This is a genomic window from Arthrobacter sp. YAF16, from assembly GCF_052113385.1.
Taxonomy (GTDB): Bacteria; Actinomycetota; Actinomycetes; order Actinomycetales; family Micrococcaceae; genus Arthrobacter.
Genome location: NZ_JBFRDC010000004.1, coordinates 91969 through 106607, shown reverse-complemented (window position 1 = coordinate 106607; position 14639 = coordinate 91969). Strand labels below are relative to the sequence as shown.

Genomic DNA, 14639 nt, shown 5'->3' with positions numbered 1-14639 from the left:
GGTCAGCTCCGGCTGACGCGCTCGTCACTGAGCAGCCGGTCGGTCACCGCAACGTCCGGGTGCACCAGCACCACGGAACCATCGCGCTGCCACGCCCCGAGGGACTGCGCCAGGACCGATTCGAGGCCCTCGGCGGCCCGGACCAGCAACCGCTCCCCGCCCTCCGCGGACTCCGCCGCCGGGCCCTTCGCCGGGGCGGCAAAACCCTGCAGCAGCTCGGCGTGGCTGTACGCCCCGCCCGCAGCACCCTGCACGGCCCGGCGGCCGGCTTCCGGGTCCACGTGCGGCATGAAGAAGTCGCCATGGGAGCGCACCTCGGCGGCGTAGTCCACGACGCCGGAAGGCAACTCGCCCAGCCAGCGCATCGCCAGCGCCGGCAGCGCGACCGCCACGACGGCGTCGAACGCACCTTCCGCGGCCGCCGGCCCCGGCTCCGCGGTGGCGAGCAGCTCGGCTTCCACGGCGTCGAGCACCACTTCCATGCCGAGCTGCCAGGCGGCCAGCGCGAGCACCACGGATTTCCAGTGCGCCGGCAGATCCAGTCTCAACCGCGTTCCCGGCTCAGCGTCCAGCTCGTCCTGCAAGAGATTGCTGGTCTTGGCCACCCAGTTGTCCAGCACCCGGCCGGAGAGTTCCACGCGTTCGGCGTCGGGCCCGTACCAAGTCAACCGGGGCGAGGTCGACTGGCCGGATCGCAGGGCTTTCATCAGTTCGATTGCCGGGATGCTCATGCCCTCATCTTGCCACGGCGGCGCGGGCGTGATCTCGGTCACAGCCGGAACGGTGACCCGTCCCGGAGGGTGGCAGGGCGGTGGAGGGCGGCGCCGGAAAATCAGCGTGAACGCAGGAGAATCGCAGAAAAAGCACAAGAAAGTGGTCAGCAGGCTGTCAATTCCTTGCCAGCGGGCGGACGGAGCGCGAAAACTCCCGGGCGTGGCGTGCCCCGGCATTCTGACGGGAATTGATTATTATCTCCGCTGCGGCTTGACTCCCGGATACTTACACGCGTGTAATTAGGTATCGAAAGCCAATGCGCATCAGGCGGCACACAACCGAGTGTCCGAGGGTCAGGCAAAGGCTGCAAAATCAGAGAGGGAACGCCAATGGGGCTTGCAGAGCGTATCCATGAAGATGAAGTTGTCGCCGGCCAGGCGACGGCAAAATACCGTTCACGCGGGGTGCCGAGTGACTGGTACGTCGACCCGGCCGATCCGGACGCCGCGGAGCGGTACAACGAACACACCCAGGATTCGCTGCAGGACCAGGCCACGGCCTTCCTCGCAGCCCATGAAGCACTTCTGGCGGGGAATCCGGAGCAGGACAATGATCCGCTCGACCCGCCAATGGAACTGCAGACCCTGCACTCCGGAACCACCGCCCAGCCGGTGTGGATCGGGTTGCCGTCCCGGCAGGACTTCGATGACGAAGGCGAGCTCGGATGGCAGACAGACGCACTCTGCGCGCAGACCGACCCGGAGGCCTTCTTCCCTGAAAAGGGGGGCTCCACCCGCGACGCCAAGAAGGTGTGCGGTGCATGCAATGTACGCTCACAGTGCCTGGAGTACGCCTTGTCCAACGACGAGCGCTTCGGCATCTGGGGCGGCCTCTCCGAGCGGGAACGCCGCCGGCTTAGGAAGCGGGCAGTCTAATTCTTCAAGAAGTACGAGTCACCGCCGTTGTGGTAGCCCACAACGGCGGTGACTATCTCCCCAGGACCCTGGCGGCATTGGCGGCGCAGACCCGTCCAGCGGATGCAGCCATCGGGATCGACACCGGATCACGCGACCACTCGGCGGCACTGCTTGAGCAGGCGCTCGGCAAAGCCAGCGTCACCGTCTTCGACCAGGCCAGGACCGGTATGGGCGGTGCCGTCCAGGCCGGACTGAAGGCGCTCGCGCCCTGGCGCGGGGACGCCGGGCACGCCGCCTCCGAATGGATCTGGTTGCTGCACGACGACGCCGCGCCGGCTCCCGAGGCCCTCGCCGAGCTCCTGCACGCCGTGGAGCGGGCGCCATCGGTCACCGTGGCCGGCTGCAAGCAGCTGGACTGGCACGCCGGCCGACGGCTGATCGACGTCGGACTTTCCACCAGCCGCTGGGCCGAGCGCCTGACGCTCATCGAAGCCGACGAACTCGACCAGGGCCAGTACGACGGCCGCAGCGACACCTTCGCCGTCAACTCGGCCGGCATGCTGGTGCGCCGCGACGTCTGGGAGGAGCTCCGCGGCTTCGATCCTGCCCTTCCGGGCAGCGGCGACGACGTCGACTTCTGCTGGCGCAACCGGCTCGCCGGCCACCGCGTAGTGGTGGTCCCGAGCGCCCGGATCTTCCACGTGTCGCACCGGCCGCACGCCCAGGGCAACGCGACGGCGGCCCGCAAGGCCCAGGTCCACCTGCGGCTCAAGCACGCCTCGGCCTGGAAGGTTCCGCTGCACGCCGTCGGCGCCCTGCTGGGCAGCCTCTTCAAACTTGTCCTCAGCATCGCCGTCAAGGACCCCGGCCACGGATTCTCCCAGCTGCTGGCAACCCTTGGCGCCCTCGGGAGGCCCGCGGCCGTGTACCGCGGCCGGCGCAACGCGGCCCGCACACGGCGCATCCGCCGCTCCGTCATCAAGGGGCTGCAGACGCCGCGGCGCGAGGTCTGGGCGCACCGGCGTTCGCTGATGGAGGCGCTCGGATCCGACGATACCGACGCGTCGTCCAGGCACGACCCGCTGGCCGAACAGCCCAGCGGTGATTCCGCCGACGACTTCGCCGCCCTGGACATCACCGGGCGCGGCTGGGCGGGAAACGGCGCCCTGCTGGCGCTGCTGCTCACCGCCGCAGCCTCCCTGATCGGCCTGCTGAGCCTGTTCCGCGCCGACGCAGTCACCGGCGGGGCGCTGATCCCGGTCTCGGCCCGCCTCGGCGACATCTGGAACCATGCCTCTGGCTGGTGGATTGCCCTCGGTGCCGGCCTGCCGGGCCACGGCGACCCGTTCGGCTACGTGCTCTGGGGGCTGGGCGTCCTTGGCGCCGGCAACACCAACGGCGCCGTGGCCTGGCTGCTGGTGCTGGCCATGCCGTTGTCCGCGCTGGGGGCCTGGTTCGCCGCCGGCGCCCTGACGCGCCGGCGCAGGCTGCGTCTTGTTGCCGCGCTCATCTGGGCCGGCGCTCCCGCCCTCCAGGTGGCACTCAACCAGGGCCGCCTCGGCGCGCTCATTGCGCACGTGATGATGCCGTTGCTAGTCATGGCCCTGCTCCGCGCCACCGGCTCCGTCCCGGGCCGCGGACGCTACGCCGTCCCCGCGCCGGGCGAGCGGCGCTTCACCGAGGCGCCTCCCGTCAAGCCCGGAATCAACGGCACGCCGTCCTGGACCGCGGCGGCCGCGGCGGGACTGGCGCTGGCAGTCGTTACCGCGGCGGCGCCGTCGCTGCTGCTGCCCTCCTTCACCGTCGTCATACTGTGCGGCGTGCTGCTGCGAGGCCGTGGGCGGACCGTCTGGTGGTCGCTGCTTCCCAGCCTTGCCCTGTTCCTTCCCTTTGCCCTCTCTGCCCTGGACCGGCCGCGGGCCCTGCTGGCCGACCCGGGCCTACCGCTGGGCTTCGATGCCGCGCCGCTCTGGCAGCAGGCGCTGGGGCAGCCGCTGCGGTTCGAGTCCGGCGCCGGCCTGGCCGGACTGACGGTCTTCGGGCCGGGGGCCGTGCCGTGGGCGCTGCTGCTGGCACTGCTGCTCGGCCTGCCCCTCCTGCTGCTGGCCCTCACCGCGCTGTTCCTCCCGGGCCGGCGCGGCACGGGCCGGCGGCCGCGGCTGGCCCGCAGTTTCTGGGCCGCCGCCGTGCTGATGCTGGCGGGCGGCTGGCTGGCCGGGCACGTCGCCACCGGCGCCAGCGCCGACGTTCTGGTCTCCCCTTTCACCGGGCCGACGGTATCGGCGGCGGCGTTCGCGCTGCTGGGGGCGGCGCTGCTCGGCGCCGAAGCCGTCCTCGACGCCGCAGACGCGACCGCTACGGCCGCACCGGGCCGGGCGTTTTTGGTTCGCAAAATCCTCATCCGGGGCACCGCCGTCACCGCAACGGTGCTCCTGCTCGCCGGGCCCCTGGCCGGGCTCGCCGCGTGGGCCGCGCACAACGTGCTGCAGTCCGACCCGCCTCCGGCCGCCGCGGCCGCCCCGGGCGGGGACGCGTCAGATGCCGCCGCCGGCAGCATCGCGGGGGCGGATGCGGACACCAACGCTGACCATGGCAATGGTGCGCTCGGCACCCGCCAGCTGGTCCAGGCCAGCAAGGCCCGCACGCTCCCGGCGACGGCCATCGACCGCGGCGAGGGACCGGAACAGACCCGGACCCTGGTCCTCTCCGCCAAGGAGGACGGAACGTTCGCGGCCGCGCTCATGCGGGGCGACGGTACCAGGCTGGACGAGCTGTCCGCCGTGGCCTCCGCCCGTCAGGTGATGGGCGAGCCGGGCAAGGAAACGGTCCGGGACGACGACGCCGTCGCGGCTTCCCTGCGCAGCGTGGTCGCCACGATTGCCGCCGGCCAGGGCGTGGACCCCCGCTGGCAGCTCGAGCAGCTCGGCGTCGGGTTCGTGGTCCTGGAGGCCAGCGACAGCTCGGCGGAACTGACGGCCAGCCGGATGGACGCCGTTCCCGGCCTCGTGGCCGTCGGCCAGACCGACGTCGGCTGGTTGTGGCGGATCAGCCCGCTGAACGAGACGGCTGCCAAGGCCGCCGACGTCGCGCACCGCGTGCGCGTCGTCAACGCTGCCGGCACCACCGTCGGGCTGCTGCCCGCCGGGGTGGTCGCCGCCGACGCGGCCGTGCCTGCCGGGCCCGAAGGCCGGCTGGTGGTCCTCGCCGACCGCGCCGATCCGGGCTGGAGCGCCTGGCTCGATGGCCGGCGCCTGACCGCCACCACCGCCGACTGGGCGCAGGCGTTTACCCTGCCGGCCCAGGGCGGCCAGCTCAGCATCCGCTACGAAAACCCGTGGGCCCTCTGGACCGGAATCGTCCAGGCCGTCGTGATCGGCCTGACAATCCTGCTGGCCATTCCGATGCCTGCCCGCCGCCCGAACACCGGGCTCTCCAGGGACGAAGGCTCCCTGCGTAAGGAACATCAGCATGCATGACAACCATGGGGCCCCAACGCCTCCGGAACGGCCCGAACCGGCCAAGCAGCCCCAGACACCGGCGGTTGAGAGCCGGCGGGACAGAAGCGCACGCGGCGCCCAGCCGGACACGGCCCACACCGGGGTTACCGCGTTGGCCCGGCTGAAGAGCCTCTCGGGGGCCGTCGGCGGAGTTCTCTCCGCCGCAGTGCTCGTCGCCGCCGGCGGCGGGCTGGTCGCGGCAGCCGCACTCACCCCGCAGGTCACCGGCAGCCGGCCGCTGGAGGCGCCGCTGTCCGCGGTTCCGGCCGGCAGCAGCGTGGGCATCTGCCCCGGACCTGCACGGCTGCTCGAAGGCACGCCCGTCGGCACCGACCCGCAGTTCAGCCCGGAATCGGCGACCGCCAAGAGCGCGGTCAGCGCCGTCGTCATCAGTTCCAGCACCGGCGCACTTCCCGGAAGCCGGCTCGCCGCGCTGGCCGGCAGCCGGCTGGTGGAACTTGCCAAGGCCACCCCTGCCACCGCGGGGCCGGCCGCAAGCCCCGCCCCGGGCGCCCCTTCGGCGCTGCGGGCCGGCGTGGTGCCGCAGCGCGCTGTCGACGCCGTCAGTGTGCTCAGCGCGGATGCCCAGGGAAACCAGCAGCCCTCTGCCGGGGCCGTGATGAGCTACACGGCCACGGACGGGGATCTGCGCGGCACGGCTGCCGCCGCCTGCCAGCGTCCGGCCAACGACCTGTGGCTGGTCGGGGCGAACACCGCCCTCGGCCGGACCGCCGTGCTGAACCTCAGCAACGCCTCCGGGACGCCGGCTACCGTCAGCCTGGATCTCTTCGGCGCCAAAGGCCCCATCCAGGCCCCCGGCAGCCGCGGGCTGCTGGTCGCGCCGGGCAGCACCCGGTCCATCATCCTGGCCGGCCTGGCGCCCGGGCAGGACCAGCTGAGCGTGCGGGTGCGCAGCACCGGCGGCCCCGTCGCAGCCGTCATCCAGCAAAGCGTGCTGCGCGGGCTGACCCCCGGCGGGGTGGATTTCATTTCGCCGGGAACGGCCCCCGCGACCCGCCAGGTCATCTCCGGCATTGATATCCAGAACCCGGACGCCCTGGCGGCGCTGGCCGCCAAAACCGGCTTTGCCGACGCCAAACCTGCCCTGCAGATCACCGTCCCCGGCGCCGCGGACGCCGTGGTGGAAGTGAAACTATTCGGGCGCGACGGCCAAAAGGCCCTGCCCGGCGGCGGCGTAGTCACCGCCAAGTCGGGCGCCGTCACCGAGGTCTCCCTCGCGGGCGTCCCGGCGGGGCACTACACGGTGGCGGCCAGCTCGGACGTTTCCTTCGCCGCCGCGGCCCGGGTCACCCGTGGGCTCAAGGCCGAGGAAGCCGCCGATTTGGCCTGGGCGCCGTCTTCGGCGAGGCTCGGAAGCCAGCACGTCGTTCCGGTGCCCCGGACGGGCGAGCGGTTCCTGATGTTCGGCGCGCCGGAAGGCCGCGCCAAGATCTCGTACACGCCGATCACTGCCGACGGCAAGGTCCGGGCCGCGGCCACAATGGACATTGCCGGCGGAACCACCGCCTCCGTCAGAATTCCCGGGGACGTGGGTGGCTCGCCGCTGGTGGGGTACCTGGTCTCGGCGGCGGGGGATGCGGCCTACGGGGCCGTCATGCTGCAGCAGGGCGGCAGGTCCGACATCGCCAGCATCCCGGTTCTCCCCGGGGCGGCCGGCCAGGAACAGATCCCGGTCACCCTCGGGTATTAACCGCGACGGCCGGCGCCCAGCAACGGCGGCCTAATAGCGGCGGCGGTACACCGGGTCCAGCGACTCGGGCGGGACGCCGAGCATCTCCGCGGTACGCTCCACCACCACGTCATGCACGAGGTCCTGGAGTTCGTCGCGGCTGCCGCAGGCCTGCTCGACAACCCTCCGGTAAAGTGTGATCACGGGGCCCTCCTCCGCCGTCGCCGGTGTGTAGGAGCCCATCGGCGCCGGGGTGCCGTCGGCTACGAGTTTCTCGAGTCCGGGCGGGATTTCCTCGACCGCAAAACGGACCCCGTCCAGCGGCTTGCCCCAGATATCGTGCAGGCGCTGGGCCGAATCCAGGACAAAGTCATCGAAGCGGTCCGAACGTGTCCGGTAGCCGGGCAGCGTCGGGAGCATCAGCTCGCCGCGCAGGCCGCGGCCGTGCCGGTTCCTGCGGCGTTGCCGGAAGCTCTTCCCCTTGGCGGCGCCGCCGTCGCCGGGGTCAGCCAACCGGACCGTAAAGCCGGGATCATGGTGCGATGACTGCATATCTTGACTCTAAACCCGGCGCCTGATTTCTGCGATATGGCGGCCGCCGCGACCCGCCGTCGGAGCCCGCCCGACGCCGTCGGCCGCCCTGGGCGCAGCGTCCCGGGGCCGGACGGGCGTTTCAATGCGCGGGAGCGGGCAGGTGGGGGAGTAGTCTGTGATGTCGTGGGTGCAATTCGTCAGTGTTCAAGGTCAGCCTGCCGCAATTCGGCGGTGGCTACTTTGACGTACGTGTATGCCGACTCCACCGCGGTGCTCGGCCCGCTGGCCACCTACGCCGAGCCGCACTGCTACGACCTTTGCGAACAACACGCCGGCACCCTGACCGTGCCGCGGGGCTGGGAAGTCCTGAGGCTCGCGATGCCGGCCACTCCGGCCGGTCCCGGGCCCGATGACCTGCTGGCCCTTGCCCATGCGGTCCGCGAGGCCGCAGCCCGGCCCGCAGCCGCAGAGCCCGCCCAGGGCCAGCGTGCCGCGCATCCGGCCCTCGAAGCCCCGGCCGCCGCCGACGGTACGCGCCGCGGGCACCTGCGCGTCCTGCGCGAACCCTCCTGAGCCGCGAACTGGCGGTAGGCTGGGAACTGAAATTTCCGTACGCCACCGGCGCCAGCGGCGTCGCCCCCAGGGAGCCTTCACCATGCCACTGATCAGTCCCGAACTGTTGTCTGTCCTGCGCTGCCCCGTGACCGGCTCAGCCCTGGTGCAGGAGGGCGAAGAGCTCGTCGCCGCGTCGCCCGACTCGAACGGGCAGAAGCTGCGCTACACGATCGAGGACGGCATCCCGCTGCTGCTGCCGCCGGAGCTGCTGGCCGCGGCCACCGCCGCCTCCTCCGATCAGCACGACGGCGGCCGTCACGACGGCGCGCCCCGCCACGCCGCAGAGTAGCCCCGCCCTCCGGTGCGGGCGGCGGACGGAACAAGCGCAGCCGACCCATCGGAGGGCGCCCCGGCGCCGAACCACTTGCAGTCCCTTCAGCTATATTCCGGCTACCCCAAAGGATCCCCATGACTTTCGACTATAAAATTGCCGACATTTCGCTGGCCGAGGCCGGCCGGCACCAGATCCGCCTCGCAGAGCACGAGATGCCCGGGCTGATGTCCCTGCGCGAGGAGTTCGGCGCGAGCCAGCCACTCAAGGGTGCCCGGATCGCCGGCTCCCTGCACATGACGGTGCAGACGGCCGTGCTGATCGAGACCCTCACCGCCCTCGGCGCCGAGGTCCGCTGGGCTTCCTGCAACATCTTCTCCACCCAGAATGAGGCCGCAGCCGCCGTCGTGGTCGGCCAGGGCACCGTCGAGGACCCGCAGGGCGTTCCGGTGTTCGCCTGGAAGGGCGAGACGCTCGAGGAATACTGGTGGACGGCCGAGCAGATCCTGACCTGGCCCGGTGCGGACAGCAACCCGGACCTGGGCCCGAACATGATCCTCGACGACGGCGGCGACGCCACCATGCTGGTGCACAAGGGCGCGGAATTCGAGGCCCTGGGCGCCGTGCCGGCGGCAGGCGACGATGAGTCCGAGGAGGGCCGCGTCTTCCTCGAGGTGCTGCGCGCCTCGCTGCAGAAGGACCCGCAGAAGTGGACCCGGATCGGCTCGCGCCTGCTCGGCGTAACCGAGGAGACCACCACAGGCGTCCACCGTCTCTACCAGCTCGCCGAGCAGGGCAAGCTGTTGTTCCCGGCGATCAACGTCAACGACTCCGTCACCAAGAGCAAGTTCGACAACAAGTACGGCATCCGCCACTCGCTGCCGGACGGCATCAACCGCGCCACCGATGTGCTGATGGGCGGCAAGGTCGCCGTCGTATGCGGGTACGGCGACGTCGGCAAGGGCGCCGCGGAGGCGTTCCGGGGCCAGGGCTCGCGCGTGATCGTCACCGAAATCGACCCGATCTGCGCGCTGCAGGCGGCGATGGACGGCTACCAGGTGGCCACGCTCGAGAGCGTGCTGGCTGAAGGCCACATCTTCATCACCACCACGGGCAACAAGGACGTCATCATGGCCGAGCACATGGCCGGGATGCGCGACAAGGCGATCGTGGGCAACATCGGCCACTTCGACAACGAGATTGACATGGCCGGGCTCGCCCGGATCCCCGGCATCAAGAAGGTCGAGATCAAGCCGCAGGTGCACGAGTGGGTCTTCGATGCCGGGACCGCGGAAGAGCGCTCCATCATCGTCCTGTCCGAGGGCCGGCTGCTGAACCTCGGCAACGCGACTGGGCACCCCTCCTTCGTGATGAGCAACTCCTTCGCCAACCAGACCATCGCGCAGATCGAACTGTTCACCAAGGCGGGCCAGCCGGAAGGTGAGCGCGAGTACGAAAAGCAGGTTTACGTGCTGCCGAAGATCCTCGACGAGAAGGTGGCCCGGCTGCACCTTGGCGCCCTCGGCGTGCAACTGACCGAGCTGACCAAGGAACAGGCTGCCTACCTGGACCTCGACGTCGCCGGCCCGTACAAGCCGGAGCACTACCGCTACTAAGCGCGACACTGCGAGCAAAAGGGGCCCTGGACTTAGCGTCCGGGGCCCCTTTTGTGACCGTATCGTGGCGCTGGCAACGGCGGGCCGCACCAGAAATTCACATATGCTTTCAAGGTAACGTCTGGAAGGACCCGAGTATTGTGATCGCCCCGAAAAGCTGGAGCACCGGCCGGAAAGCCGCCGTGCTGGCAGCCGTATGCGCCCTGGCAGCCGGCGGCGGAGTCTTCGCCGCGGCAGGACCCCTGGCGCACGCCTCCTTTGCCTCCGAAGCAGGATCGCCGGAGCGATCGACCCAAGGCCTGGCCTTCCCGGTGGTGCCCCCGCTCCAGCTCGCCGCCGCGCCCGCCGACGCCGCCGTCCAGGTCAACCCGGCCGCCCCGGTCACCCTGAAGGTGGGCAACGGCCGGATTGAGCGGGCGGCCCTGACAAGCGAGACGGGCCAGTCCGTGGACGGGAAGCTCAGCGCCGACGGATCCAGCTGGGCCGCCACCGGGCCGCTGGAATTCAACACCCGCTACAGCTACAGCTACTCAGTGGTTGACGGCGCGGGACGATCAACCGAGAACACCCGCAGCTTCACCACGGTGACCACCGCCAACGAGGCGGACGCTGCCATCTATCCGCTGGACGGCATGAAGGTCGGGGTCGCGCAGCCGCTCCAGCTCACCTTCAGCGAGCCGGTACTGAACCGCGCCGCCGTCGAAAAGGCAATCAAGATCAGCTCCACCTCGGGCCAGGTCGGGGACTTCCACTGGTTCAGCAACACCATGGTCCGGTACCGGCCGCAGAATTTTTGGGCGGCCAACAGCACCATCACCATGGACATCAAGCTCTTTGGCGTCAATCTGGGCAAGGGCCAGGTCGGCAACTTCAATAAGTTGGTCACGGTCCACATTGGCGACAAGAAGGTCGCCGTGGCGGATGCCAAGGCGCACACCTTCACGGCCTCGATCAACGACCGGCAAGTCGGGCGGTGGCCCGCGACCATGGGGGACACCCGGTTCCCGTCGGCGCGCGGCTACCTGGTGCTGATGGAGAAATACCGGGTGGAGCACATGGACGCCCGCACCATCGGCCTCAAACCGGGCGACCCGGCCTACTACGGGCAGCTCGACGTCAATTACGCCACACGACTGACCCCCAGCGGCGAGTTCATCCACCAGGCCACGGCCTCCGCGATGCCCTACATCGGCAAGGTGAACCTCTCACACGGCTGCGTCGGCCTGGGACCGGCCGGTGCCAAGTGGGTCTTCGACAACATGACGACCGGGGACGTGGTCCAGGTGGTCAACACCGACGGCGACTATGCGGCGTACGACGACGGCTTCGGGGACTGGAACATCCCCTGGGCGAAGTACGCGAACTGAGCCGGGGCGCCTGGCAAGGCGCCGGGGGATTTGCACAATGGGGGAATTGCAGTTGGGGGATGCGGGATGGCCAAGACGGTAAGGCAAGGCAAGAGCGGTCGAAGTACCGGCAAGATGCTGGCAGTAGCCGGCATCTGCCTCGCCATCTGTGCCGGCGGAATTGGCGTCGCCACCGGCCCGGTCTGGGCGGACAGCGACCTGCCCTCGGAAGCGGGGTCGCCGATGCGCAACGTCTCGGGCCTGGTTGCGCCTGTCGTGAAGGCCGTTGAACTCGGGGTAACGCCGACCGACGGCGCCCGGGACGTCAACCCGGCCGCCCTGCCGTCGGTCAAAGCCGTCAACGGCGTAGTCAAGGACGTGGTGCTGCGGCCCGAACCCGGCGGCGCCCCGGTCCCCGGCACCACCAGCGCGGACGGCTCCATCTGGACCGCCGGGGACCCCCTGGAGTTCGACACCCGGTACCACTACAGCTTCACGATCGTGGACCTGGCCGGCCGGGAGACGAAGAAGGTCCAAAGCTTCTCGACCGTCGCCACGGCCAACGAAGCCGACGCCGCGGTCTATCCGCGGGGCGACAGCACCATTGGCGCCGGGCAGCCCATTGAGATCGTGTTCAGCGAGCCGGTCATCAACAAGGCGGCCATGGAGAAGGCCGTGAAGGTCACCGTCTCCTCCGGTCAGGCCGTCGCCTGGCGCTGGTACTCGGACCGGCGCGTCCGGATCCGGCCGGAGCGCTTCTGGGCCGCCAACAGCCGGATCACCGTGGACCTGAAGCTGTTCGGCGTCGACTTCGGCAACGGCATGGTCGGCAACTCGAACGTCCCGGTGTCCTACAAGGTGGGGCCGCAGCGGCTCGCCGTCGTGGACGACGTCACGAAGACGATGAAGGTCTACTTCGACGGCCGGCTGGTCAAGACCGCACCGGTCACCCTGGGCGGCGAGGACTGGCTATCACCCTCCGGTTACGCCGTCATCATGGAGCAGGAACGCCGCTCCAAATTCAACGCCGGCAGCATCGGCCTCAAGCCCGGCGACAAAGGCTACTACCCGCCGCTTACCGTCGAGTACGCCAACCGGCTGACGACGTCGGGCGTCTACGTCCACCAGGCACTGGAGTCCGCGTGGGGCGCGGTGGGCCGGTTCAACGTCTCTCACGGTTGTGTTGGACTGCTCCCGGCGGACGCCCAGTGGTTCTTCAACAACATGAGGACCGGCGACGTGGTGCAGACCCTGAACACGGGGGCGGCGCCGGTGGAGCCGCTGGAAGGCTTCGGTGACTGGAACATCCCCTGGGCCCAGTACGGCAAGCGCTGAGCCCGCGCGGCCGGCAAACGCCGAGCCCCGCGGCCGGACGAGGTCAGCGGGCCCGCTGGTGCGGCAGCCGCCCAAGCCGTGCGCCGAGGCGCGCGTTGCGTTCCCGGGTGAGCCGCAGGCGGTCCAGCTCGCGGCGGCTCCGCTCGCCCAGCACCGCGGCCAGGTATTCCTCCGGCCCGGTTCCGGCCGGCGGCGGGGGAGCAACGTGCGCCGCTAGCTCGGTGGCCAGCGACTGCGCCATCGCCACCCGGGAGCCGGGGGACATGCGGTGGGCCTGGCGGATGAAGAGCGAGGCGCGGCGGGCCGCGGCGTCCGGAATCCGGCCAATGTCCGCGAGCGACACCCAGGGCTGGAGGTGGAACGGCACGCTGTGCAGCACGGGAGCTTCGGCCTGCACCCGCCGTCGCAACGCATAGGTGCCGGCCACCAGGTCACCGAGCCGCTTGGACTTCCCGTTGAAGAGCGCGACGGCGATCGCCAGTCCGCCCAGCGTCGTGTAAATCTCGAGGAAACCTATCAGGCCCCGGATCAGGGCATGCCGGAAACGGATCGCGCCGCCGTCGTCGCGCACGATCCGCAGGCCGGTTGCCAGCTTCCCCAGCGACAGGCCGCGGCTGAGGGTTTCCACCGTGACGGGCAGCACCACGAAGCAGAAGACGACGACGACGGTGACCAGGGCGCCCATGGCGGCACGATCCAGCTCGGGGGCGGCGGCGCCGACTACCACCAGCAGGCCCCAGAGCACGGCGGTGTGTGCCAGGACGTCCAGCAGCAGGCCCAGCGCCCGGGCGGCGAACGACGCCGGCCGCAACTCCAGGACGACGCCCTCGCCTGTGATGATGGAACTCAACCCGGACCCCCGCTCGTCTGCCAGTCAGGCACAGTCTAACCATCGTCAGGTGCCGGTCCTGAGCGCGGACAGACCTTTGCCGCCACGTTTTCCGGGGCAACCGGGGCCGGAACTGCCCGTTCGCGCCGTGGTGGGGCCGCAACTGCCCGTTCGCGGGCGCTAGGGTGGTGCCGTGGACATCGAGGCGTTCTCCCTGGTGAACGGGGACAAATGGGCGCGGCTGCACGCGCTGGCGCACCAGCGCAGGCTCAGCGGGACCGACGCCGACGAGCTGTTGCGGCTCTACCAGGGCGCATCGGCCGACCTTTCGCTGCTGCGGTCCGTGGCCCCCGAGAGCGGGCTGTCCGCCGCGCTGTCCGCCAGCCTTGCTCAGGCCCGCACCCGCTTCACCGGCGCGAGATCCAACTTCATGGAGGACCTCGCCCAGTTCTTCGTCGTCGCACTGCCCGCCGCCCTCTACCGGATCCGCTGGCTGACCGCCTGGTGCGGGCTCGCGTTCTGCCTGATCGCCGCCGCCTATGCGCTCTGGATCGGCAACTCCCCGGAGGCCCTGCGCGCCCTGGGCTCGGATGCCGAGGTCCGCCGCTACGTGGAGCAGGACTTCATCAACTACTACTCGGAGAATCCCGCCGCGTCCTTCGCCGGCCTGGTCTGGACCAACAACGCCTGGATCGCCGCTCAGGCCGTGGCGCTGGGCATCACCGGGTTCTGGGTCCCGATGATCCTGATCGGCAATGCCCAGGGTGTCGGTGTCGCCGCCGGGGTCTTCGCCGGCGCCGGCAAGCTCGACGTGTTCTTCAGCTACATCCTCCCGCACGGGCTGATGGAACTGACGGCGGTCTTCGTGGCCTGCGCGGCAGGGCTGCGGATCTTCTGGGCAGTGGTGGCGCCCGGGCCACGCCGCCGCTCGCAGGCGCTCGCCGCCGAGGGCCGCTCGCTCATCACCGTGGCCCTCGGCCTCGTCCTGGTGCTGCTGGTCTCGGGCGTGGTTGAAGGCTATGTGACGCCGAGCGATCTGCCGGTGTGGGCCAAGATCACCATCGGCGCCGCCGTCCTGGCCGCTTACTGGGCGTACGTGCTGGTGTTTGGCGGGCGTGCGCACCGTTCCGGCGCCACCGGTGACCTCGGCAGCGGGGACGCCGGTTACGCCGAAATTTCCGCCTGAATCCGCCCGGCCACGGGGTGGCACCTCGCCGGGGCTGAGGCCCTGACGGTAGGCTCGGTGTCAGATATGTGGCGCCGCCGGCCCAAGGC

At 70.3% G+C, this 14639-nt stretch carries 12 protein-coding genes; 9 read left to right on the top strand and 3 right to left on the bottom strand.

The window, feature by feature from the left end; all coding sequences use genetic code 11:
- Positions 1 to 2: 2 nt before the first annotated feature.
- Positions 3 to 731 (bottom strand): TIGR03089 family protein, encoded by a 729-nt coding sequence (locus AB4Y91_RS10765; RefSeq protein WP_441418469.1) that lies wholly within the window; start codon positions 729 to 731, stop codon positions 3 to 5.
- Between the two features lie 372 nt (positions 732 to 1103).
- Here AB4Y91_RS10765 and AB4Y91_RS10760 point away from each other — a divergent pair, with 372 nt between their 5' ends.
- Genes AB4Y91_RS10760 through AB4Y91_RS10750 form a run of 3 tightly spaced genes read left to right on the top strand, consistent with a single transcriptional unit; the run spans position 1104 to position 6839 of the window.
- Positions 1104 to 1649, top strand: a complete 546-nt coding sequence (locus tag AB4Y91_RS10760) for a WhiB family transcriptional regulator (RefSeq protein ID WP_175322802.1) — start codon at positions 1104 to 1106, stop codon at positions 1647 to 1649.
- A 29-nt stretch (positions 1650 to 1678) separates the two neighbouring features.
- Positions 1679 to 5107: a glycosyltransferase family 2 protein gene (locus AB4Y91_RS10755; RefSeq protein ID WP_441418468.1), complete on the top strand. Its 3429-nt coding sequence runs from the start codon at positions 1679 to 1681 to the stop codon at positions 5105 to 5107.
- Positions 5100 to 6839: a DUF5719 family protein gene (locus AB4Y91_RS10750; RefSeq protein ID WP_441418467.1), complete on the top strand. Its 1740-nt coding sequence runs from the start codon at positions 5100 to 5102 to the stop codon at positions 6837 to 6839. Before AB4Y91_RS10755 ends, AB4Y91_RS10750 begins: the two co-directional genes overlap by 8 nt.
- A gap of 30 nt (positions 6840 to 6869) precedes the next feature.
- Here the strand turns inward: AB4Y91_RS10750 and AB4Y91_RS10745 are convergent, their stop codons facing one another.
- Positions 6870 to 7370 carry a metallopeptidase family protein gene (locus tag AB4Y91_RS10745; RefSeq protein ID WP_441418466.1) on the bottom strand — a complete coding sequence of 167 codons (501 nt, stop codon included), beginning with the start codon at positions 7368 to 7370 and terminating at the stop codon, positions 6870 to 6872.
- Positions 7371 to 7535: 165 nt separating this feature from the next.
- Here AB4Y91_RS10745 and AB4Y91_RS10740 point away from each other — a divergent pair, with 165 nt between their 5' ends.
- The 5 genes from AB4Y91_RS10740 to AB4Y91_RS10720 all read left to right on the top strand — a co-directional run bounded on the left by AB4Y91_RS10740 (position 7536) and on the right by AB4Y91_RS10720 (position 12535).
- The gene (locus AB4Y91_RS10740; protein ID WP_175322798.1) at positions 7536 to 7925 is read left to right on the top strand and encodes a DUF3499 domain-containing protein; all 390 of its coding nucleotides are present in this window, start codon (positions 7536 to 7538) and stop codon (positions 7923 to 7925) included.
- Positions 7926 to 8007: 82 nt separating this feature from the next.
- Positions 8008 to 8256, top strand: a complete 249-nt coding sequence (locus tag AB4Y91_RS10735) for a Trm112 family protein (RefSeq protein WP_441418465.1) — start codon at positions 8008 to 8010, stop codon at positions 8254 to 8256.
- Positions 8257 to 8375: 119 nt separating this feature from the next.
- On the top strand, positions 8376 to 9854 hold the full coding sequence (ahcY, locus tag AB4Y91_RS10730) for an adenosylhomocysteinase (RefSeq protein ID WP_441418464.1): 1479 nt from the start codon (positions 8376 to 8378) through the stop codon (positions 9852 to 9854).
- A 143-nt stretch (positions 9855 to 9997) separates the two neighbouring features.
- Entirely contained in the window at positions 9998 to 11221 is a 1224-nt protein-coding gene (locus AB4Y91_RS10725) for a L,D-transpeptidase (RefSeq protein ID WP_441418566.1), read from the top strand.
- Positions 11222 to 11335: 114 nt separating this feature from the next.
- On the top strand, positions 11336 to 12535 hold the full coding sequence (locus tag AB4Y91_RS10720; protein WP_441418463.1) for an Ig-like domain-containing protein: 1200 nt from the start codon (positions 11336 to 11338) through the stop codon (positions 12533 to 12535).
- A 43-nt stretch (positions 12536 to 12578) separates the two neighbouring features.
- Here AB4Y91_RS10720 and AB4Y91_RS10715 read toward each other — a convergent pair whose 3' ends face one another.
- Entirely contained in the window at positions 12579 to 13385 is an 807-nt protein-coding gene (locus AB4Y91_RS10715) for an RDD family protein (protein WP_441418462.1), read from the bottom strand.
- Positions 13386 to 13557: 172 nt separating this feature from the next.
- On the opposite strand from AB4Y91_RS10715, the gene AB4Y91_RS10710 reads away from it, so the two are divergent.
- Entirely contained in the window at positions 13558 to 14550 is a 993-nt protein-coding gene (locus tag AB4Y91_RS10710) for a stage II sporulation protein M (protein WP_441418461.1), read from the top strand.
- The last annotated feature ends 89 nt before the right edge of the window (positions 14551 to 14639 follow it).